This is a genomic window from Cupriavidus sp. FW305-F7 (genome assembly GCF_058782875.1).
In genome coordinates this window covers 84,864-106,305 of the sequence record NZ_JBYSYC010000013.1, presented here as the reverse complement: position 1 = coordinate 106,305, position 21,442 = coordinate 84,864, and the positions used below count along the sequence as shown (strand labels likewise).

Genomic DNA, 21,442 nt, shown 5'->3' with positions numbered 1-21,442 from the left:
CCTCGGGGCGGTTTCTGGGATGAAAGGGGCTATACGGTGAGCGTCAGCCTTCGTTGAGATGGCAGGCGCTCAGATGGTTGACGGCGATGCCGCGCAACCTGGGCGGCTCCACCGCGCAGCGCGCCATGGCATGCGGGCAGCGCGGGTGGAAGTGGCAGCCGGCCGGTGGCGCCAGCGGGCTGGGGATCTCGCCGCGGATGGCGGTGAAGGTCTTGTGGCGGGCATCCAGGCGCGGGATTTCGGCCAGCAGCGCCTGCGTGTAGGGGTGGTTGGGGCGGCGGAAGATCTCCGTGGTCGGCGCGCTTTCCACCACGCGGCCCAGGTACATGATCATCACGCGGTCAGAGATATGTTCGACCACGCCCAGGTCGTGGCTGATGAACAGGTAGCTCAGGCCCAACTGCTCGCGCAGGTCCATGAACAGGTTCAGCACCTGGGCCTGGATCGACACGTCCAGCGCTGCCACGGCCTCGTCGCACACCAGCAGCTCGGGCTGCACCGCCAGCGCACGGGCAATGCCGATGCGCTGGCGCTGGCCGCCGCTGAACTGGTGGGGGTAGCGCTGGCGCAGGCTCGGGTCCAGTCCGGCGCGCTGCAACTGCGCGCTGACGTAGTCGTCGAAGCCGGCCGCATCCACCAGCCCTTGCAGGCGTGCGCCCTCGCCGACGATGCGGTCCACGCGCAGGCGCGGGTTCAGGCTGGCGTAGGGGTCCTGGAACACCATCTGGATCTTCAGGCGCAGTGCCTGCCGCCCGGCGCGGTCCAGGCTGGCGGGGCTGCGGCCGTCGATGTGGATCTCGCCGGAGGAGGGGTCGAGCAGGCCCGCGATCATGCGCCCCAGGGTGGACTTGCCGCAGCCCGATTCGCCCACCAGCCCGAGCACTTCGCCGTGCTTCAGGTCGAGGTCGACGCCGTCCACGGCGTGGGTGACGCGCTCGGGTTCGGACCAGCCCAGGCGCTCCAGCGCCCGGCCGATGCGTCCCGGCTTGCGCTCGCCGAAGCGCTTGGCCAGCGCGCGGGCGGACACCAGCGGCGGCCTGCCGCCTTCTGCTGCCGCCGGTACGGCTTGCGCGTGGCCGGTGTGGGCCGGATGCAATTGGCTGACGGTCATGCCGGCTCCATGCTGACGGCCAGCTGGCCGGGGTGGAAGCAGCGCACCTGGCGCCGCGGCGCGGGGGTAGTGATGGCCGGCGCTGCGCCGCACACGGCGCTGGCGCGCGGGCAGCGCGCGGCAAAGGCGCAGCCGGGCGGCAGGGCGGCCAGGTCGGGAGTCATGCCGGGAATCTGCCGCAGCCGCTGGCCGCGCTGGTTCAGGCTCGGCAGGCTCGCGATCAGGCCGGCGGTGTAGGGGTGCAGCGGGTGGTCCAGCACGTCGTCCACTGGGCCTTGCTCGACGATGCGGCCGGCGTACATCACCGCGACCTCGTCGGCGAGGCCCGCCACCACGGACAGGTCGTGCGTGATCCAGATCAGCGCAGTGCCGTGCTGGCGCGCCAGTGTCTGTACCTCCGAGAGGATCTGGGCCTGGATGGTGACATCCAGCGCGGTGGTGGGTTCGTCGGCGATGATCAGGTCGGGCCGGTGCAGCATGGCGGTAGCAATCGCCACGCGCTGGCGCATGCCGCCGGAAAGCTGGTGCGGGTAGGCCAGCAGCCGTTCGTCCGGGCTCGGGATGCCCATCATGCCTAGGGTGTCGCGTGCCAGTTCGCGCGCTTGCTTGTGGCTGGCCTTGCTGTGCGCGCGCACCGCCTCGATCATCTGCGCATCGATCCGCATTACCGGGTTCAGCGTCATCATCGGATCCTGGAAGATCATGGCGATGCGGTTGCCCTGCAGCTGGCGCAACTCGGCCGGGCGCATGCGCGTCATCTCGCGGCCCTGGAACAGGATTTCGCCGCCGGCGATGTGACCGGGCGCATCCACCAGCCCCATGATGGAGAAGCCGGTGACCGACTTGCCCGAGCCGGATTCGCCCACCAGCCCCAGGATGCGGCCGCGCGGCACGGCAAACGAGACATCGTCCACCGCCCGCAGCACGCCGTTGCGGGTGTCGAAATGGGTGCGCAAGTGGCGCACTTCCAGCGTGGGGATATCGGGTAGCGTGGCGGGCGCGTTCATTTCTGCAGCCTCGGGTTGAGGACGTCGCGTAGGCGGTCGCCCACCAGGTTGATGGCCACCACGGTCAGCAGCAGCGCAATGCCCGGGAAAAAGCTGATCCAGTATTCGTCGGACAGCATGAACTGGTAGCCATTGGCGATCAGCAGGCCGAGCGAGGGCTCGGTGACCGGCACGCCCAGGCCGAGAAAGGACAGCGTGGCCTCCAGCGTGATCGCGCGCGCCACCTGCAGCGAGCCGATCACGATCAGCGGCGGCATGCAGTTGGGCAGGATGTGCCCGACCACGATGCGCCAGTGCGCGATACCCTGGCCGCGCGCGGCCTCGACGTATTCGCGCCGGCTCTCCACCAGGGCCTGGGCGCGGGCCGTGCGGGCATAGTAGGCCCACTCCAGGATCACCAGCGTCAGCACCACGTTGCCCACGCCCTTGCCCAGGAAGGCCAGGATCATCATCGCCACCAGGATGGACGGGAAGGACAGGAGCAGGTCCACGGTGCGCATGATCAGGCTGTCCACGCGCCCGCCGGCATAGGCCGCGAGCAGCCCCAGCAGCGTGCCGAGCACGCCGGCGAGCGCCGCCGAGCCGACGCCCACCAGCAGGCTGATGCGAAGCCCGTAAATGATGCCGGACAGGATGTCGCGGCCCTGGCCGTCGGTGCCCAGCCAGTAGCTGTAGGTGCCGGCACCGTTGGCGGTGCCAGGCGCCAGGCGCGCGTCCAGCACATCCAGTTGCAGCAGGTCATAGGGGTTCTGCGGCGTGAGCCACGGCGCCAGCAGCGCGGTGAGCACCAGCAGCACCAGCACCACCAGCCCGAACACGGCGGTGCGCGAGGCGAGGAAGTCAGCCACCACGCGACGCCACGGCGCTTCGCGCCGTAACGCGGGCGCGGCGGGCGCGGCGGGCGGCGCGAAGGCTTCGGCTGCCACTGCGCTGGTCTTGTCGCTGGCGTTCATGCCGCACCCTCCAGCCGCACGCGCGGATCGAGCAGTTTGTAGAGCACGTCGACGATCAGGTTCAGCGTGACGAACAGGCACACCACGACCACCAGGTAGGAGACGATCACCGGCCGGTCGAGCGCGTTGATGCTGTCCAGGATCAGCTTGCCGGCGCCGGGCCAGGCGAAGATGTTCTCGGTCACCACCGCGAACGCGATGGTGGAGCCGAACTCCAGGCCCAGCACCGTCACCAGCGGGATCATGGTGTTGCGCAGCACGTGGCCGAGCACCACGCGCAGCGGCGACAGGCCCTTGGCGCGCGCGAACCTGACCCAGTCCTGCGGCAATACCTCGCGCACGCCGGCGCGCGTCAGGCGCAGCACCAGCGAGACCTTGAACAAGGACAGGTTGATGGCCGGCAGGATCATGTGGCGCAGCCCGTCGGCGGTCAGCCAGGACCACGGCACGCCCAGCCATTCCGTGGTGGCGCCGCGCCCGCCCGAAGGCAGCCAGCCCAGCCGCACGCTGAAGGCCATGATCAGCATCAGGCCGACCCAGAAGGTGGGCAGCGAGAAGCCGACGATGCTGCCGGTCATCAGCACGCGCGACAGCGGGTGCTCGGGATACAGACCGGCGAACAGCCCGAGCGGCACGCCCACCAGCACGGCCAGCAGCAGCGCCGCCACCGCCAGCTCCAGCGTGGCCGGCAGGCGCTGCAGGATCAGCTGGATCGCCGGCACGTTATAGACAAAGCTGTTGCCCAGGTTGCCGTGCAGCGCGCCGTTCAGGAAACCGAGGTACTGGCGCCACAGCGGCTGGTCCAGCCCGAGCGCGGCGATGATGCGCGCGCGGTCGACCTGGTCCACGTCCTGGCCAATCAGGATGTCGACCGGATTGCCGATGGCATGCAGGCCGGCGAAGACGATCACCGTCATCACCAGCACCACCGCGGCCGCCTGCAGCAGGCGGCGCAGCAGCCAGCGCCAGGGCCAGCGGGTGACGGCGCCTCTTATCGCCCTCATGGCGCCGGCGTCCATTCGTCGCCGAACACTTCGGGCTCGGCATAGGCTTCCAGGTTGGCGTAGTGGATCTCCACGTCTTCCTGGTACAGCAGCCCGGCGATCCCCTGGCCCAGCCGGCGCGCGCCGTCGCTGATGGCCGGGATGTCGCCCGACACCGTGCCGTGCGACAGCGCGGCCGGATAGCAGAAGCAGTGGATGCGCGACAGCCCGGGGCAGGCGCCGGGCGTCTTCTCGAGGAACTCGAAGGCCGGGCCCAGGTCCGGCGAGTCGTCCAGCTCTTGGTCTTCCTGGCCGGGGCGGGGTGTGTAGCGGTCGCGCCAGTAGCGGATTTGCGGGGCGAAGGCGGCGAACTCGGGCCGGGTGTCCAGGGCGATGCGGAAACCGGTGGAGAAGATCAGGAAGTCCAGCTCGAACACGCCCTTGGGCGTGAGCACGCGCAGGCCGTCGCCATGCGGCTCGATCGCTTCGATCGGGCAGCCCAGGTGGAAGCGCGCATTGGCATGGCGCGAGACCCGCAGAGTGCTGCCGCGCGGCGGCGGCACCTGCTGCGCGTTGATGTAATGGCGGATGCGCCATTTCCATTCATCGGACAGCATGGTGTGGCCGTGGACCAGGCCGGGATTGCCCGCGCCCTTGCCCTTGTTGACGCGCGGGATGTCGGCGCGGCGGATCAGCATCTCCACGCAGGCGGCGCCGGCTTCCAGCGCGGTCGCCGCGCTGTCCATGGCCGAAGCGCCTGCGCCGACCACGCCCACGCGCTTGCCGCGCAGCGTGGCGTAGTCCATTTCGTCGGACGAATGCGCCCACAGTTGGCGCGGCAGTTTGCTCGCCACCGGCGGCAGGTAGGCGCCGCCCAGGCCGTCGCGGCCGGTGGCCAGCACCACGCGGCGCGCCAGTACGGTCTGCGGGCCGTCCGGGGTCTGCACCGACAGCGCGACCAGTCCGTCCGGGCGCGGCACGATGGCATCGACCTGGTGTTCGTTGCGAATATCCAGCGCCAGCACCTGGCGGTACCAGCGCAGGTAGTCCATCCACTGCAGCCGCGGGATCTTGTCCAGCGCCTCCCAGGCGGCCGTGCCAAACTGGGCTTCGAACCAGGCGCGGAAAGTCAGCGCCGACAGGCCCAGCGCGGGGCCGGTCAGTTGCTTGGGCGAACGCAGCGTTTCCATGCGCGCGGTGGTGGCCCACGGGCCTTCGAAGCCGGCCGGGGAACGGTCGAAGGCGCGCACGCGGATGCCGAGATGCGTCAGGGTGGCGCTGGCTGCCAGCCCGGCCATGCCGCCGCCGATGACAGCGACGTCCAGGATTTCCTGGCCATCCTGGGTGCGCTGGACGGTCCAGCCCTTGGCTGGCAGTTCCAGCCATGACAGGTCCTGGCGCAGGCGCGCTTCCAGCGCGGCGAGGCCGGCGGCGGGGGTAGGGGCGGAGGCGGATAGGTCAGTCATGGCTTGGAAGTCCGGCATCTTGTGAGAGCGTGTCAGCGTCGTCGCTGGCATCGCCATAGAGCGACTGCAGCAGCGCGCCGTGTTCGGCGGGCTCGCGCCGCACCAAGTCGGGCAACAGTTCGGCGGCGGCGTCGGCCACGGCCTGCACCAGCCCCAGCACCGCGGTGCTGGCCGGGCGGGCCTGCGGCGTGATCACGCCGAAGAAAAAGGGAATATCGGCATCGATGGCCCGCACGGCGATATCGGTCAGCGGCAGCCCGCGCGCGGTCACGGGTTCCAGCACGGCGATGCCCAGCCCCGCGCGCACCAGCGTGAGCGCGCTGATCGAGGTATTGGTGTCGATCACGCCCGCTTCAGGCACGCCGGCGCAGGCAAGCGCCCGGTCGACGCGGCGGCGCAGCCGGTAAGGGTTCTGCATGGTGACGATGCGGCGGCCGCGGCAGTCCTGCAGGGCGATGGCAGGCTGCGCCGCCAGTGGGTCGTCGGCACGCACGGCAGCCACGCAGGCTGACTGGCCGATCCAGTGCACGGTCACGCCGCGGTGTTCCAGCGGCAGGCTGTTCAGGCCGATATCGGCCGCGCCGGTCAGCACCGCATGCACCACTTGTTCCGGCGACAGGTTCTGCACCGACACCCGCTCCGGTGCGCACAGCCCGCGTTCGAAGGCCAGCGCCAGGGCCGGCGGCAGCAAGCCGGCTGCCAGCGCCGGGGTCGCGGCAATGCGCAGGGGCCGGCCATCGCCGCGCGCCAGGGCCGCGGCGCGTGTGCGGATCTGCTGCATGCCGGCCAGCGTCTGCTCGACCTCGTCATAGAGCAGGAAGCCTTGCTCGGTCGGGCTGACGCGCGGGCCGCTGCGGGTGAACAGGGCAAAGCCCAGTTCGGCTTCCAGTTCCTGGATCAGTCGCGTAATGGCGGGCTGCGAGCGGCCCAGCAGCCGCCCGGCAGCGGTGACACTGCCAGTGGTGACCACTGCGGCGAAGGCTTCCAATTGCCGGATTTCCATGGGGGCGCGCTTGGAAAGAATGTGTTTTCTGGATTCTGACGCCTTCATCATGCAAATGACAAATACTATTTCTGGATAAGGACATGCGCCAGCTATGATGTAGCGATGCCGGGCGCACACCGGCCCCCTATCGGGACAGACGTTTTGGCTTGGATCCGTAGCAGTCGGGAGATCGGGAGAACTGGGCGCCCGCTGTGGCAGGCAGTGGTGTGGGTGCTGGCTGCCGCACTCGCGGGCGCCATGCCGGCGCGCGCGGCAGATCCGCTGCGCGTCGGCTCCAAGCGCTTCACCGAGTCATACATCCTTGGCGAACTGCTGACCCAGGCCGCGGGGCCGCCCGGCGCCGCTCAACACCAGCCAGGCCTGGGCAATACCGCGATCGTCTTCGAGGCGCTGAAGGCCGGCAGCATCGACCTCTATCCCGACTACACCGGCACGCTCGCCGCCGAGATCTTGAAACTGCCCCCCGGAGCCGGGCTCGATGCCATCCAGCGCGCGCTGGCGCCGATGGGGCTGGGCGCGGCAATTCCGCTTGGTTTTGAGAACACCTATGCGCTGGCCGTGTCCGATGCCCGCGCCGGCGCGCTGCGCCGGCTGAGCGATCTCGCCGCGCAGCCCCAGCTCAGGCTCGGCCTGTCCCATGAGTTCCTGGGGCGCGCCGACGGCTGGCCGGGGCTGGCCAGCCGCTACGGGCTGCCGCAACGCCCGGTCGGGCTGGACCATGGCGTTGCCTACGAGGCCTTGGCCGCGGGGCAGGTCGATGCCATCGACATCTATTCCACCGACGCCAAGATCCGCAAGTACAAGCTGCGCGTGCTGGAAGACGACCGGCATTACTTCCCGCGCTACGACGCGGTGGTGGTCTACCGCCTTGACGTACCGAAGCGTTTCCCGCAGGCCTGGCAAGCGTTGGAGCGGCTGGCCGGGCGCGTCAGCGCCGACGACATGAGCGCCATGAACGCGGCGGCGGAGATCGATGGCCAGTCATTCGACGCGATCGCGCGCGCGTTCCTGGCCGGCACTGCAGGGCAAAAGGCAACGCATGACGGTGCCGAGCCGCGCGGCCGGCTGGCTGCCGCGCTGTTCGGGCCCGACACCACGCGCCTGGCGCGGCGCCATGTCGGCCTGGTGGCGGGGGCGGTCGGCGCCGCCACGCTGGTCGGCGTGCCGCTGGGGATGCTGGCGGCGCGGCGGCGCCGCACCGGACAGGCTGTGCTGGGCGTGGTCAACGTGCTGCAGACGGTACCGTCGCTGGCGCTGCTGGCGATGCTGATCCCGCTGCTGGGCCGCATCGGCGTCTGGCCGGCCATGGTGGCGCTGTTTCTCTATGCCTTGCTGCCGATCGTGCGCAACACCACGACCGGGCTGGAGCAGGTGCCGCAGGGCATGCGCGATGCGGGGCGGGCGCTCGGGTTGCGCGGCGGACAGGTGCTGCGCTACGTGGAGCTGCCGCTGGCCTTGCCGGTGCTTCTGGCGGGCATCAAGACCGCGGCCATCATCAGCGTGGGCACGGCGACGATCGCGGCCTTTGTCGGCGCGGGTGGCTTTGGCGAGCGCATTGCCACCGGGCTGGCGCTCAACGACACGGCGCTGCTGCTGGCCGGCGCAATCCCGGCGGCCATGCTGGCACTGGTGGTACAGGCAGCGTTCGAGACCCTGGAGTGGGCGCTGCGCCGCCATCGCGATGCGCGCTAGCTGCCTTGCTGCTGCGCGATGAGCCGCCCAAGGGTGGCGATGGCGGCCTCGGCCTCATCGCTCCACAGGTGCCCGTAGTTGAGCCGGATGCAGTTGCGGTATCCCTGCCGCGCAGAGAAGATCGGACCCGGCGCTATGCCGATGCCTGCCTCCAGTGCGGCATGGTGCAATGCCAGCGCATCGAAGCCGGGTGCAAACTCGACCCACAGGAAGTAACCACCGTCTGGGCGCGACACGCGCACATCTTCCGGGAAATGCTGGCCGATGGCATCGATCATGCGGCCCTGCTGCATCTCCAGCACATGGCGCAGCTTGCGCAGGTGCTTGTCGTAGCCGCCATGCTGCAGGTATTCGGCCAGCGCCACCTGCGTGGGCACGCCGGCCGACAGCGTGGTCATCAGCTTGAGCCGTTGGATGGCCTCGCCAAAGCGGCCCGGCGCCACCCAGCCGATGCGGAAGCCCGGCGCCAGCGTCTTCGAGAACGAACTGCAGTGCATCACCAGCCCTTGCGTGTCGAAGGCCTTGGCCGGCAGCGGGCAGCGGTTGCCGAAGTAGAGCTCGCCATAGACGTCGTCCTCGATCAGCGGCACCTGGTGGCGCGCCAGCAAGGCCACCAGCGCTTTCTTCTTGTCTTCCGACATGCTGGCGCCGAGCGGATTCTGGAACTGCGTCATGAACCAGCACGCCTTGACCGGGTGGCGCGACAGCGCGGCATCGAGCGCGCCCAGGTCGATGCCTTCGGCGGGGTCGACCGGGATCTCCACGGCCTTGAGCCGCAGCCGCTCCAGTGCCTGCAGCGAGGCATAGAAGCCGGGCGATTCGATCGCCACCACGTCGCCCGGCTGCGTCACCGCCATCAGGCACAGGTTGAGCGCCTCGAGCGCGCCGTTGGTGACGATCAGGTCCTCGGCCGGCTGCGGGGCGCCGGCGCCCAGGTAGCGCAGCGCGATCTGGCGGCGCAGCGCGGTATTGCCCGGCGGCAGGTCGTTGACCGAGTACCACGGGTCGAGTGCGCGGCCGGCGCGCGCCAGCGACTTGCCCAGCCGCTCCCACGGGAACAGCTCGGGCGAGGGAAAGGCCGAGCCAAACTGCACCAGCTCGCGGTCACGCGCGCCTTCCAGCACGGCGAAGACCAGCTTGGAGATGTCGACCTGCGTCGACACCTGGCGCGATGGCCGCGCCTGCGGCTGGGGCAGCTCGCGCCGCGCCGGTCCCGCCACGTAGTAGCCGGAGCGCTCGCGCGCCCGCACCAGCCCGCGCTCTTCCAGCCGGTAATAGGCCTGGAAGGCGGTCGAGGGGCTGACGCCATACTGGGCCACGGTCTTGCGGATCGACGGCAGGCGCGTGCCCGGCGGCAGGCTGCCGTTGCGGATATCAGCGGCCAGGGTCTCGGCAAGGGCTTCGTAGCGTTTCATGGCGGGTTGGCGGGGGCGGGGCGGTTGAGCGCATTATCTCCCGTGCAGGCAAACTGATACGTAAATTTTCCTGTTATCTGATGCTGTTATGGCTGGCGCGGACGGCCCATAATCGGCACTCGTACACAAAGGCGTTGTGCAAGGAGATGCCATGAACCCGTTGAGGCTGTTGCGGACCGTGCTGTGGGGCTTCTTTGGCCTGCGCCAGGGGCAGGAGCACCAGCGCGACCTGGACACCTTGCGCCCGGTGCCGCTGATCCTGACCGGCGTGGCCGTCGCCGCCGGGCTGGTGGTGTGCCTGGTGCTTGCGGCAAACTGGGCGGTGTCGGCTGCCTGACCTGAATCTGCTCCCATGCTTCTCCTGCCCCAAGGACCTGGTATCGCCACAGCCCGTGCGCTGCGCAAGCTGGCCTGCCTGACGCTGGCGATGCTGCTGCCCGTGGGCATGGCGCTGGCCGCCACCGACACGCAACAGATCGAACGCGGCCGCTACCTGGCGCGCATCGCCAACTGCGCCGCCTGCCATACCAGCGAAGGCGGCAAGCCATTCGCCGGCGGGCTGCCGATCCGCACGGCGGTCGGCACGATCCATTCGACCAATATCACGCCCGATGCCGGCAGCGGCATCGGCGCCTATACGCTGGCCGAGTTCGACCGCGCCTTGCGGTACGGCGTGGCGCGCGACGGCAAACGCCTCTATCCGGCGATGCCGTATCCCTCGTACGCACGCATGCGCGCCGAGGACGTGGCGGCGCTGTACGCCTACCTGCGTGCCGAGGTGGCGCCGGTCACCCAGCGCAACCCCGCACCGCAGATGCGTTGGCCGTTCAGCATGCGCAGCCTGCTGGCGGTGTGGAACGTCCTGTTCGTTGATGACGACCCGGTCCGCACCGACCCCGCGCGCGGCGCAGCCTGGAACCGCGGCGCCTACCTGGTGCAGGCGGTGGCGCACTGCGGCGCCTGCCATACGCCGCGCGGCAACCTGTTTGCCGAGAAGGGGCTGGACGAGCGCAGCCGCCATTTCCTGTCCGGGGCGAGCGTGGAGGGCTGGTCCGCCACCAACCTGACCGGTGACCAGGTCACCGGCCTGGGCGCGTGGTCGCGCGCGGACATCGCCGAGTTCCTGCGCACCGGGCGCAACGGGCACGCAACCTCGTTCGGTCCGATGTCCACGGTGGTCTCCACTGCCACCCAGTACATGAGCGCGCCCGACCTCGATGCCGTCGCCGCCTACCTGAAGTCCCTGCCCGGTGCGCGGGGCGAGGACAAGCCGTTCCGGCACGATGCCGCCACCGCGCAGCAACTGCAGCAGGGCCGCTTCGATGTGCCCGGTGCGCGCCAGTACGCGGTGTTCTGCATGCCTTGCCATGGCGCCGACGGCAAGGGCTTTGCCCGCGTGTTCCCGCCGCTGGCCGGCAACCCGACCGTCGCCGATCCCGATCCGGCCTCGCTGGTGAACCTGTTGCTCGACGGCGCCGTGACCGCGCGTGTGGGCACCGCGCCGGCGGATTACCACATGCCCGGCTATGGCTGGACGCTGGACGACCAGGAACTGGCCAATGTGCTGACCTTTATCCGCGGCAGCTGGGGCAACCGCGCCGCGCCGGTGCCGGAAGCCGCTGTGGCGGCACGGCGCAAGGCGCTGGCCGCGCAGCGCCCGGCCGCGGCAGGCGACGCATCCCGATGAGCACCCGATGACGATTACGCGCAGAGACTTCCTCAACGGCACCGCCCTGACCATTGCCGCCGGCCTTGCGCCCGTGCAGTTGCTGCACGCGCAGCAGGGTGGGGCAGGCGTGGCATACCCGCCCGCGCTGACCGGCCTGCGCGGCAACCATCCCGGCACCTACACGCTGGCGCACAGCCTGGCGCGCGAGGGCGCGAAATACCCGGTCGTGCTGGCACATGAGGCCTTCGACCTGGTGGTCGTCGGCGGTGGCCTGAGCGGGCTGGCGGCGGCGTGGTTCTACCGGCGCCGCTTCGGCGCCAACCGCCGCATCCTGATCCTGGACAACCACGACGATTTCGGCGGCCATGCCAAGCGCAATGAGTTCACGGTGCGCGGCCAGCGGCTGGTGACCTTTGGCGGCAGCGCCGAGATGCCGGCAAGCGCTGCCGGCGACGCCGCGGTGCGCGAACTGCTGGCAGGGATCGGGCTCGACGCCACGCGCGCGCCTGGCACGGCGCCCGCGGATCCCTATGCCGCGCTCGGCCTGGGCCGCGCCGTGTTCTTCGATGCCGAGCATTTCGGGCGCGACCAGTGGGTCGCGGGCGATCCGTTCGGCGAGCTGATCGATGTTCGCAGCGGGCAGCAGACCGGTGGCCCGGATGCGGCTGCCCTGTCGCGCTTCCTGGACAGCGCGCCTCTGCCTGCGGCGGACCGCGCCGCTCTGGCGCGGCTGGCCGCGGGCACCACCGATTACCTGCCGGCGTTGTCCGGCGCCGAGCGAGCGGCAGCGCTGCGCGCCATGCGTTACGCAAGTTTTCTGCGTGACAAGGCCGGCATCGGCCTGGCCGGGCAACGCTTCCTGCGCAGCCGCAGCAACGATGCCTATGCGCTGGATGCCGATGGGATCTCCGTTGCCGACGCTATTGCCATCGGTCTGCCTGCCGGCGCCAACATGCCCGCGCCGGCGGGAAACCTGCGGCTTGGCAAGTCGCCGGCTTCGCGCCTGTGGTTTCCGGATGGCAATGCCTCGCTGGCGCGGCTACTGGTGCAGAGCCTGATCCCTGGCGTGGCGTCGTTCGCCCGGCCGGCCGATGTGGTGTCGGCCGCGTTCGACTACAGCCGCCTGGACCGCGACGGGCAGCCGGTGCGCCTGCGCCTGAACAGCACCGCGATCGCGGTCGAGCCCGACGGCAATATCACGCGCGTGACTTATGGATTCAGCGGCAATCTGCACCGCGTCGAGGCGCGCCACGTGGTGCTGGCCGGCTACAACATGATGATCCCGTACCTGCTGCCGTCGCTGCCGGCGAAGCAGAAGGAGATGCTGCACAACGAGGCCAAGGCGCCGCTGGTCTACACCAAGGTGGCGCTGGACCACTGGCAGGCGTTCGCGACGCTGCGCACGCGCCGCATCCACGCGCCGGCCATGGCCTATACCGACCTGTGGCTGGAACCGCCGGCGGGCAAACATCCCTCCGATCCCGCGGTGCTGCATATGCTCTATGTGCCGACCGTGCCTGACAGCGGCATGCAGGCGCGCGACCGCTTCCGCGCGGGCCGTGCCTTGCTGCTCGGCACGCCCTTCGACACGTTGGAACGCGACATCCGTGCGCAGTTGGACCGCATGCTCGGCCACAAAGGCTTTGCTTCGAAGGACGTGATCCGCGGCATCACCGTCAACCGCTGGGCACACGGATACAGCTATATGCCCGACAGCCTGGCGGGTGAGAACGTGGCGCCCGACGCGGCGTGGCCGGGGCTGGCCGGCGTGGGCAATATCAGCATCGCGAACAGCGACAACGCCGGCAGCCCTTCGCTGACCGCGGCGGTGGGGCAGGGAAAGCGGGCAGTCGACCGCCTGCCCGGGTAGCGAGACTTCAGCCGGCACGCGGCGGCATCAGCGCATCGATCTCTGCATCCTTGGCTTCCCACTGGCGTGCCAGCCAGTTGTGGAATTCCCTGCGGAAGGCCTTGTCGCTACCGTAATCAGCCTCGCAGAAGGCCGGCGGCACTGGCAATTGCCGCATGCGCACCAGCACCGGGCCGGCGCGCCCGCAGGCCAGGTCCCAGAAGCCTGGCGCGCCTTCCGGATACACGATGCTGACGTCGATCAGCGAGCGGAACTTGTTGCCCATCGCATTCAGTGCCACCGCCAGTCCGCCGGCCTTGGGCTTGAGCAGATGGCGGTACGGAGAGTCCTGGGCCGCGCGCTTGGCCTCGGTAAAGCGGGTGCCTTCGGCAAACACCATCACGCTGGTCGGCACCAGCGAAAACTTCGCGCAGGCGCGCTTCGCCGTTTCCTGGTCCTGGCGCTGCAACGCCGGATTGCGCCGCAGTTGCGCCTTGCCATGGCGCTTCATGAACGGAAAGTCCAGCGCCCACCACGCCAGCCCGATCACCGGCACATAGATCAGCTGTTGCTTCAGGAAAAACTTCAGCAGCGGGATGCGCCGGTTCAGCGAGCGCTGCAGCACGAAGATATCCGCCCACGACTGATGGTTGCAGTTCACCAGGTACCAGTCGGCATAGCGCAGCCCCTCATTGCCCTGGACATCCCACGGCTCGCGCTGGATCCACGCGAACCAGCCGGTGTTGCCGGAGATCCAGGCGGTCGCGATGCCGTTGAGCAGCGGATCGATGCGCCGCCTGACGGCGGCAAACGGCAGCGCCAGCTTCAGCAGCGCCAGCGGAAACAGCAGCGCGCACCAGAACAGCGTGCTTGCAATCAGCAGAGTCCAGCTGAGAATCCCGGTGATCCAGGCGAAGCGGCCGCGCGGCACCGGAGCCCGGCGGCGGCGAGACAAGGGGGTGGGTTCCCCGGGTGTTGATGGCGCCGAGGGCGTTGAGGCACACGTGCCGGTGGCACGTGTTGACGAGGATGGGACTGAGGTCATGGATGCCAGTCTGCAGGCTTGCAAGGGTTGCGGGCTTGCGCGTGATCAACGCAGGCACTATTGGGTGCGTACTTTAACTCGCCCGATGGGGAGCGTGGGACGCATTCTGCCTTGCCGCCTGGGAACTTGCAGGACTCAGAACACGATGGTCGCCGTTCCCATGAACGTATTCGTGCGCTTCAGGCGGTTCTTGTTGGCCACCGAGGGCACCCAGCGCAGCCCAGCGACAGCAGGCTCTTGGCGCCGATCTTGGTGTCGTAGGTGACGGTCGGGCCCACCGCCCAGTCATGGCCGCGGAAGCCGTTCAGGCGGTCGCCAGCGGGCCGCTGTCATCGCCCAGATGCTGCGTCGTGCCGGCGATCAGCCCGAGGCCGGCACCGTGGCAAAGCGCTTGAGCAGCATGGTGTCGAGCGTGAACAGCGGCGCGTCCCGGTAATCGGTGGCGTTTGGCTTCGGCCATCTCGCGCGGAGTCTCGCAGTCGTCGATGCGCGTGCGGCAAGGCGCATCCACCCCCGCCACGAGCAGCAGCGCCACCGCGGGCAAGTTGCGCACGCTCACCGCCAATGCAGCGCGGTGTAGTCGTTGATGCCGCGCTGCGCGGGATCGGCGCCGAAGTCCAGCAGCAGCCGGAGCAGTTCGACCACGTCCGAGCGTGCGCTGCTGCCCGGCGCGGCGAGCGTGCATGACAGCGCGGCAATCAGCGGCGGAAAGCCCGCTTGATCCGCCGGCCGGGGAGCCGCGCCGGCTTCGAGCGGGGTGCGGATAAAGGGCAGCGGGCTATGGTAGATCGCGTATTCGAGGCAAGCGCCAATCCCTGGCAGCATGGTCCCGTGGGAATGCAGGCCGGATCATCAACCGCTGCTCGCAGCACTTCGATATCGCCGGCACGGAAGGCGGCATGGATCTTTTCGAACTGCCGGTACGCTTCGCAGCGCTCGATGTCTGGGTTCACGGTTTTGCCCGGATGAAGGGCCGGTGCCGGCCTACGCATAATCGAGCGGCAGCGCCGTGGTGTACTTGATCTGCTCCATCGCAAAGCTGGAACTGACGTCGGCCAGCTCGGCGCCCTGGATCAGCTTCTTGTAGACGCGGTCGTAGGCGGCAATATCCGGCACCACCACGCGCAGCAGGTAGTCGGTATCGCCGGCCATGCGGTAGAACTCGGTCACTTCCGGGATCGATGCCACCAGTCCGTGGAATTGCGCGAGCCATTTCACGTTGTGCTGGCTGGTGCGGACCGAGACAAAGACCGTGACCCCGGCATTGAGCTTGTCGGCGTCGAGCAGTGCCACGCGTTTGCGGATCAGGCCGGCCGCTTCCAGCCGCTGGATCCGGCGCCAGCACGGCGTCGAGGTCAGGCCGACCCGTTCCCCGATCTCCGCCACCGGCACGGTGGCGTCTTCCTGCAGGATGGCGAGAATCTGTTTGTCGTAGCGGTCCATGGCGCGTAGCGGGTCAGGTGAGGGTGGGCCGGCGCCCGCACGCGGCGCTGGTACGCGCGGCAGATGCTAGGCGTCGGCGGTCGGCACCAGCAGGTTCACGCCGGTGGCAATGTGGTCGCGGTGCACGCCGTAGAGGTGCAGGGACACTGCGATATCGTCGCTGGCATTGCCCAGCGCATGGATATGCTGCAGCCCGGACGGCACGCTGAAGGTATCGCCGGCCGTGCGCAAGACGGAGTTGGCATGGCGCGCCTGCCTGCTGGCGGGATCCCACCGGTAGTGCTGCTCGCTCAGCGTGCCGCGCAGCACGCGGTAGGCACACCAGGTGCGATGGCCGTGCACGGGGCTGGTCTGGCCCGGGCGCCAGACCAGCACCATCGCCGAGAAGCGCTCCAGCGGGTCGGCATGAACCAGGTGGCGGGCATAGGTATCCGGCCTGCCGAGCAGGGCGCCTGGCGGCAGTGTCGCAAGCAGCGTGTCGGTGTCCGGCAGATGCACGGCGATGTGCCCGGCCACCATGCGCGCACTGTGGGCGAAGGTGGCCTCGAGGTCGAGCGCCAGCTGGTCGAGCGGCGCAGTTGGCGGGGCGGTATGGGGAAACGCTGCCGGGGCTGCGGCAGTCAGGGGGGATCCGGTCATGGCGGGCACCTTGGTCTTGTTCTGGGTACATAGCCATGATATTTGCGGGCCGGAGCACAGGCATGCGAATTGTCGTTCAATGTCGCCGGAGATTGTAATTATATTTCCCTATTGGTTGGATTTTGAGAATCATATGCTCGAATCGGGCCGGACATGGTGAATGGGTGCTCGCCGATAGCGCCACGGCCGTGCCAGGGTGGCGTACCCGGTGCGCTGTGCAGCGAAGGCATATATGCTGATATGGACAGGCAGCCCGAATGGCCGGGTCACGGACGACGGTGCGGCAAAGGAGCATGATCGATGCGCTCGCCAGCGAGGGACGCCACGCGTGTGAGACGCCTTGCGACGTGGGTTGTTGCCGTCATCGTCGCGCTGGTTGCTGTCGGCCGCGTCACCGGCCTCGTTGTTGACTGGTTGTGGTTTGCCTCGGTTGGCTACGCCGGGGTGTTCCGCACGATATTCGCCACCCAGGCGCTTCTGTTCCTTGCCGTATTCGCCGTTTCGGCAGGCGCGCTCTGGGTATCGGGCTGGCTGGCGCACCGCTGCGCGAGTCAGGCGCAGGCCTGGAGGCCGGAGGTCCTGGGCCAGCCGGTTGGCGAGATTGCAGCGCGCCTTCCGTGGCGCGCCGCCATTGCCGCCGCCGCCGTCCTTGTGGGGCTGCTCATGGCCGTCGGTGAACTGTCGAGCTGGGCCATTGCGCTGCGCTATATCCATCAGGTGCCTTTCGGCAAGACCGATCCGATCTTCGGCAAGGACATCGGTTTCTACGTCTTCTCGCTGCCGGCGTATCTTGCACTCAGGAACTGGCTGCTCCTGCTGCTGGGCTGCAGCGCAGTGGTTGCCGGCGTGGTCTACGGCTTGCGCGGCGACATCGCGCTGGTCCGGTCGCCGCGCGGGCTTTCAATGGCGGCCGCTACCCATGGTTCGGCATTGCTCGGCTTGTTCTTCGCGCTGCAGGCGTGGTCCTACTGGCTCGACCGCTTCATGCTGCTCTACGGCGACAACGGCGTCGTGGTCGGCGCGAGCTATACCGATGTCCATGTCGGGCTGCCGGTCCTGTGGCTGCAAGTCGGCCTGGCTGCCGCGGCTGCCGCCGCTTCATGGGCCAATATGCGCTGGCGGGACTATCGGGTCCCTGCGGCCGCGGCGCTCCTGGTGGTCGGCAGCGCAATACTGCTCGGCACGATCTGGCCGGCACTGTTCCAGCGGTTCTATGTCAAGCCGAACGAGCTGCAACTGGAGACGCCGTATCTCGAACACAATATTGCGCTGACGCGGGAGGCCTATGGCGTGACGCAGATCGAGGTGAAGCCGTTCCCGGTCGAACAGAGCCTGGATCTCGCCTCGCTCCAGGCCAATCGGCCGACCATCGACAACATTCGCCTGTGGGATCTGCAGCCGCTGCGCGATACCTATGCGCAGTTGCAGGAGATCCGGACCTATTACAAGTTCCTTGCGACGGACATCGACCGCTATCAGCTCGGCGCAGGCTACCAGCAGGTCATGCTGTCGGCGCGGGAGCTGGAGCCGGCACTGATTCCGGCCAATGCCCAGACCTGGGTGAACCTGCATCTCCTGTTCACCCATGGCAATGGCGTGGTGATGTCGCCGGTCACCGAGAAATCCGCCGAAGGCCTGCCCTCGCTTTATCTGCATGACATTCCCCCGCTCTCCAACGGCGGCCCGGCCATCCAGGAGCCGCGCCTCTACTTCGGTGAAGGCGGCAGAGGCTATGTCATCGTCAAAGGCAGCGTGCCCGAGTTCGACTACCCCAAGGGCAAGGACAACGTCTATACGGCCTACCGCGGGCGCGACGGCATCGACATCGGCGGCATCGCGCGCCGGACCCTGTTCGCCTGGCAGCTCGGCGATCCCAATATCCTGCTGAGCGGCTACATCACGCAGGAAAGCCGCATCCTGCTCCATCGCAACATCCGGGACCGCGTGCACACGATTGCCCCGTTCCTCACCCTCGACCATGACCCCTATGTGGTCGCGAGCGAAGGGCGTCTTTACTGGATCCAGGACGCCTACACCACCAGCGGCTGGTTCCCTTATTCGCAGCCCGGCACCGGTGGCGGAGACAACTACATCCGCAACGCCGTCAAGGTCGTGATCGATGCGTACAACGGCACGGTCGACTTCTACATCAGCGACCCGGCCGATCCGGTCCTGCAGGTGTACCAGCGCATCTTCCCGGGCGTGTTCAGGCCGCTGGGCGCCATGCCGCAGGATCTGCAGCGGCATATCCGCTACCCTGAAGACCTGTTCCTGATCCAGGCGCAGATCTACCGCGCCTACCACATGGAAGCGGCGGAGGTTTTCTATAACCGCGAGGATCTGTGGGAGTTCCCACGCCAGCTGACAGGCATGAGCACAGGGAACATGCCCGCCGCGCGGATGATGCCCTACTACATGATCCTGCGGCTGCCGGACGAACCGCGCGCCGAGTTCGTCCTCATGCTGCCGATGGTGCCGAGCCAGCGCGAGAACATGATCGCCTGGCTGGCGGCGCGCTCCGATCCCCCCAACTACGGCAAGCTTGTCGCCTACACCTTCCCCAAGGAAAAGCTGGTCTACGGGCCATTCCAGATCGAGGCGCGCATCCAGCAGAATACCGAGATCTCGCAGCAGATTTCCCTGTGGAACCAGATGGGCTCGCGCGTCATCCGCGGCCATCTGCAGGTCGTGCCGATCGAGAACTCCATCCTCTATGTCTCCCCGCTCTACCTGCGTGCGGAGTCCGGCCAGTTGCCCGAACTCAAGCGGGTGATCGCCGCCTATGGCGATCGCGTGGTCATGGAGGACACCCTGGGCGCAGCCCTTGCGGCCCTCTTCAAGGAATCCGCACCGGCGGCGCTACCGGCGCAGGGCGCAGCGAATGCCCGCGCCCGCGAGGCACTCGCGCACTATGACCGTGCCATCGCGCGCCTGAAGGCGGGGGACTGGAGCGGCTTCGGCGCGGAACTCGATGCCTTGCGGCCGCTGCTTGAGGCGCTCGGGGCCGGGGGTGCCGATGAGCGGAAGTGAGCGGCCTGCCGGGAGCCGCCGGCAGGAGTGCCGTCCTATGTCGCCAGCTCCCTGATCTTCTCGACGACCTCCGGATTGGCAAGCGTGGACACGTCGCCAGGCTCCTGGTGGTTGGAGATCGCCGCCAGCACGCGACGCATGATCTTGCCCGAGCGTGTCTTGGGCATGTCGGGAACAATCACGACGCGATGCGGACGCGCAATCGCGCCGATCTGGGACACGACCGAGGCCGAGACCTTGTTCGCGATCTTGGTGGAAGGCGACAGTCCCGGCTTGAGCGACACATAGAGATCAGGCACCTTGCCCTTGATCTCGTCGGCCACCGGCACCACCGCCGCCTCGGCGACGTCTGGCACCAGCAGTGCGGCCGATTCGATCTCCTTGGTGCCGAGACGATGGCCGGAAACGTTGATCACGTCGTCGATGCGGCCAAGGATGCGAAAGTAGCCGTCCGCCGCCTGCATTGCGCCATCGCCCGCCATATACGGCCAGTCGCGCCAGTCCTTGCTGTCGGGATTCTTGCAATAGCGCGCATAGTACTGGCGCACGTAGCGGTCCGGATCCTTCCAGACGGTCTGAAATATGCCCGGCCAGGGATTGCGGATGCAGATATTGCCCGCCTTGCCCGAGCCGGCCGGGATCTCCTTGCCTTCCTCATCAAAGATCACCGGATGAATGCCCGGAATCCCCGGGCCCGTGCTGCCGGGCTTCATCGGGTGGATGCCCGGCAGCGTGCTGCAGAGGAAGCCGCCATTCTCGGTTTGCCACCAGGTGTCGACGATGACCGCCTCGCCCTTGCCGACTTCACGGTGGTACCACTTCCAGACTTCGGGCTCGATCGGCTCGCCCACCGTGGTCATGTGCTTGAAATGGCAGTCGTACTTCGCCGGCTCGTTGGGCCCGTTGCGCCGCAGCGCGCGGATTGCGGTGGGCGAGGTGTGGAAGATATTGACGCCAAGGCTTTCCGCAATACGCCACGGCCGGCCGGCGTCGGGCCAGGTTGGCACGCCTTCATAGACGACGGACGAAGCGGCGAGCGCGAGCGGGCCATAGACGATGTAGGAATGCCCGGTGATCCAGCCAATATCGGCCATGCACCAGTAGACGTCCTCGGGGTGGATATCCTGAATGTACTTCGAGGTCCACGCCACGTAGGACAGATAGCCGCCGGTGGAATGCTGGCAGCCCTTGGGCCGGCCCGTGGTGCCGCTCGTGTACATCAGGAACAGCGGCGCCTCCGCCGGCATCGGCTCGGGCTCGACACGCCTGCCGCGGAACCCGGCGAGCACGTCATTGAGAATGACATCGCGGTCCTTCACCAGTTTGGCGGCACTGGAATACTTGCCCGGGTAGCGCTGCCAGATCAGGACCTTCTCGACCTGCTGACCGGCGCTGGCGGCTTCTGCCACGGCGATGTCGGCCTTTTCCTTGTGATCGAGCAATTCACCGCCGCGGTAATAGGCGTCCATGGTAATCAGCAGCCGGCTCTCGGAGTCCGCGATGCGCTCGGCACAGGCCTTGCCGCTGAAGCCACTGAATACCTGCGAATGAATCACGCCGATGCGCGCGCATGCGAGCATGGTGATGGGCAGTTCGGCCACCATCGGCATATGCAGCGTGACGCGGTCGCCGGCCTTCAGGCCGCAGAACTCGCGCAGCAGGGCGGCCAGTTCATTGACGCGAACAAAGAGCTCCTGGTAGGTGAGGTGATGCACCGCCTCATGCTCCGGCTCGGGCACGAAATGAATCGCGGTCTTGTTCCTGTACGCGGTGAGGTGGCGATCCACGCAGTTGTGGCAGGCGTTGATCCTGCCGCCGACGAACCAGCGCCAGAAAGGCGGGTTGCTGGTATCCACCGTCTTTTCCCAGTATTTGTACCAGTCCAGCAGGTCTGCGAACTCCTTGAAACACTCGGGGAAACGATCGAGGGAGAAGCGCTCGAAAATGTGGGGATCAGTCAGATTGGCCTGCGCAATGAACTGGCCGGCCGGCGGGACATAGTCCTCCTCAGGCCAATGGACCGCGATTTCGGCCTCGGACACATCGGCCAATTCCTGCTGTGCAGCATGGCGTGGCGATTTGCCTTCAGACATGACGATTCCCCTTCACTTTCCATGGCATCCATCCAGGTAGT

The 21,442-nt window shown here is 68.0% G+C and carries 17 protein-coding genes and 1 pseudogene; 5 read left to right on the top strand and 13 right to left on the bottom strand.

The features are described 5' to 3' along the window. Positions 1 to 43: 43 nt before the first annotated feature. The 6 genes from AC3WL8_RS14570 to AC3WL8_RS14545 are packed head-to-tail and all read right to left on the bottom strand — an operon-like array spanning position 44 to position 6,523. Positions 44 to 1,111 (bottom strand): ABC transporter ATP-binding protein, encoded by a 1,068-nt coding sequence (locus tag AC3WL8_RS14570; RefSeq protein ID WP_249221261.1) that lies wholly within the window; start codon positions 1,109 to 1,111, stop codon positions 44 to 46. After that, positions 1,108 to 2,118, bottom strand: a complete 1,011-nt coding sequence (locus tag AC3WL8_RS14565; RefSeq protein ID WP_013956586.1) for an ABC transporter ATP-binding protein — start codon at positions 2,116 to 2,118, stop codon at positions 1,108 to 1,110. The genes AC3WL8_RS14570 and AC3WL8_RS14565 overlap by 4 nt, the downstream gene beginning before the upstream one ends. Further along, entirely contained in the window at positions 2,115 to 3,071 is a 957-nt protein-coding gene (locus AC3WL8_RS14560) for an ABC transporter permease (protein ID WP_153954812.1), read from the bottom strand. Before AC3WL8_RS14560 ends, AC3WL8_RS14565 begins: the two co-directional genes overlap by 4 nt. Further along, positions 3,068 to 4,075 (bottom strand): ABC transporter permease, encoded by a 1,008-nt coding sequence (locus AC3WL8_RS14555; RefSeq protein WP_013956588.1) that lies wholly within the window; start codon positions 4,073 to 4,075, stop codon positions 3,068 to 3,070. The genes AC3WL8_RS14560 and AC3WL8_RS14555 overlap by 4 nt, the downstream gene beginning before the upstream one ends. Then, positions 4,072 to 5,520, bottom strand: coding sequence for an NAD(P)-binding domain-containing protein (locus AC3WL8_RS14550; protein ID WP_492378375.1), 1,449 nt, complete (start codon positions 5,518 to 5,520; stop codon positions 4,072 to 4,074). Before AC3WL8_RS14550 ends, AC3WL8_RS14555 begins: the two co-directional genes overlap by 4 nt. Beyond that, complete coding sequence (locus AC3WL8_RS14545) at positions 5,513 to 6,523, bottom strand: LysR family transcriptional regulator (RefSeq protein ID WP_492378374.1); 1,011 nt, start codon at positions 6,521 to 6,523, stop codon at positions 5,513 to 5,515. Before AC3WL8_RS14545 ends, AC3WL8_RS14550 begins: the two co-directional genes overlap by 8 nt. Positions 6,524 to 6,763: 240 nt before the next feature. Between AC3WL8_RS14545 and AC3WL8_RS14540 the strand changes: the two genes are divergently transcribed. Beyond that, positions 6,764 to 8,218 carry an ABC transporter permease/substrate-binding protein gene (locus AC3WL8_RS14540; RefSeq protein WP_153954837.1) on the top strand — a complete coding sequence of 485 codons (1,455 nt, stop codon included), beginning with the start codon at positions 6,764 to 6,766 and terminating at the stop codon, positions 8,216 to 8,218. Here AC3WL8_RS14540 and AC3WL8_RS14535 read toward each other — a convergent pair. Beyond that, entirely contained in the window at positions 8,215 to 9,633 is a 1,419-nt protein-coding gene (locus tag AC3WL8_RS14535) for an aminotransferase-like domain-containing protein (RefSeq protein ID WP_013956592.1), read from the bottom strand. The two genes, AC3WL8_RS14540 and AC3WL8_RS14535, sit on opposite strands and share 4 nt — an antisense overlap. A gap of 151 nt (positions 9,634 to 9,784) precedes the next feature. Here AC3WL8_RS14535 and AC3WL8_RS14530 point away from each other — a divergent pair, with 151 nt between their 5' ends. Genes AC3WL8_RS14530 through AC3WL8_RS14520 form a run of 3 tightly spaced genes read left to right on the top strand, consistent with a single transcriptional unit; the run spans position 9,785 to position 13,172 of the window. After that, complete coding sequence (locus tag AC3WL8_RS14530; protein WP_010811552.1) at positions 9,785 to 9,970, top strand: DUF2970 domain-containing protein; 186 nt, start codon at positions 9,785 to 9,787, stop codon at positions 9,968 to 9,970. 15 nt (positions 9,971 to 9,985) lie between these two features. Continuing rightward, positions 9,986 to 11,320: a cytochrome c gene (locus AC3WL8_RS14525; protein ID WP_013956593.1), complete on the top strand. Its 1,335-nt coding sequence runs from the start codon at positions 9,986 to 9,988 to the stop codon at positions 11,318 to 11,320. Positions 11,321 to 11,327: 7 nt separating this feature from the next. Then, positions 11,328 to 13,172 (top strand): NAD(P)/FAD-dependent oxidoreductase, encoded by a 1,845-nt coding sequence (locus AC3WL8_RS14520; RefSeq protein WP_153954810.1) that lies wholly within the window; start codon positions 11,328 to 11,330, stop codon positions 13,170 to 13,172. A gap of 7 nt (positions 13,173 to 13,179) precedes the next feature. On the opposite strand, the gene yihG is transcribed toward AC3WL8_RS14520, so the two are convergent. The 5 genes and pseudogenes from yihG to AC3WL8_RS14495 all read right to left on the bottom strand — a co-directional run bounded on the left by yihG (position 13,180) and on the right by AC3WL8_RS14495 (position 16,278). Next, positions 13,180 to 14,082 (bottom strand): 1-acylglycerol-3-phosphate O-acyltransferase, YihG family, encoded by a 903-nt coding sequence (yihG, locus tag AC3WL8_RS14515; RefSeq protein ID WP_035814968.1) that lies wholly within the window; start codon positions 14,080 to 14,082, stop codon positions 13,180 to 13,182. A gap of 249 nt (positions 14,083 to 14,331) precedes the next feature. Continuing rightward, positions 14,332 to 14,643: pseudogene (locus tag AC3WL8_RS14510) on the bottom strand (transporter); the annotation flags it as partial. 108 nt (positions 14,644 to 14,751) lie between these two features. Further along, on the bottom strand, positions 14,752 to 15,021 hold the full coding sequence (locus tag AC3WL8_RS14505) for a hypothetical protein (protein ID WP_492378373.1): 270 nt from the start codon (positions 15,019 to 15,021) through the stop codon (positions 14,752 to 14,754). A 159-nt stretch (positions 15,022 to 15,180) separates the two neighbouring features. Continuing rightward, positions 15,181 to 15,639, bottom strand: coding sequence for an Lrp/AsnC family transcriptional regulator (locus AC3WL8_RS14500; protein WP_013956597.1), 459 nt, complete (start codon positions 15,637 to 15,639; stop codon positions 15,181 to 15,183). Positions 15,640 to 15,705: 66 nt separating this feature from the next. Continuing rightward, positions 15,706 to 16,278, bottom strand: a complete 573-nt coding sequence (locus AC3WL8_RS14495; protein WP_013956598.1) for a cysteine dioxygenase family protein — start codon at positions 16,276 to 16,278, stop codon at positions 15,706 to 15,708. A gap of 300 nt (positions 16,279 to 16,578) precedes the next feature. Between AC3WL8_RS14495 and AC3WL8_RS14490 the strand changes: the two genes are divergently transcribed. After that, positions 16,579 to 19,308 (top strand): UPF0182 family membrane protein, encoded by a 2,730-nt coding sequence (locus AC3WL8_RS14490; RefSeq protein WP_013956599.1) that lies wholly within the window; start codon positions 16,579 to 16,581, stop codon positions 19,306 to 19,308. Between the two features lie 35 nt (positions 19,309 to 19,343). Here AC3WL8_RS14490 and acs read toward each other — a convergent pair whose 3' ends face one another. Beyond that, positions 19,344 to 21,401, bottom strand: coding sequence for an acetate--CoA ligase (gene acs / locus AC3WL8_RS14485; protein ID WP_492378372.1), 2,058 nt, complete (start codon positions 21,399 to 21,401; stop codon positions 19,344 to 19,346). Positions 21,402 to 21,442: the final 41 nt, after the last annotated feature.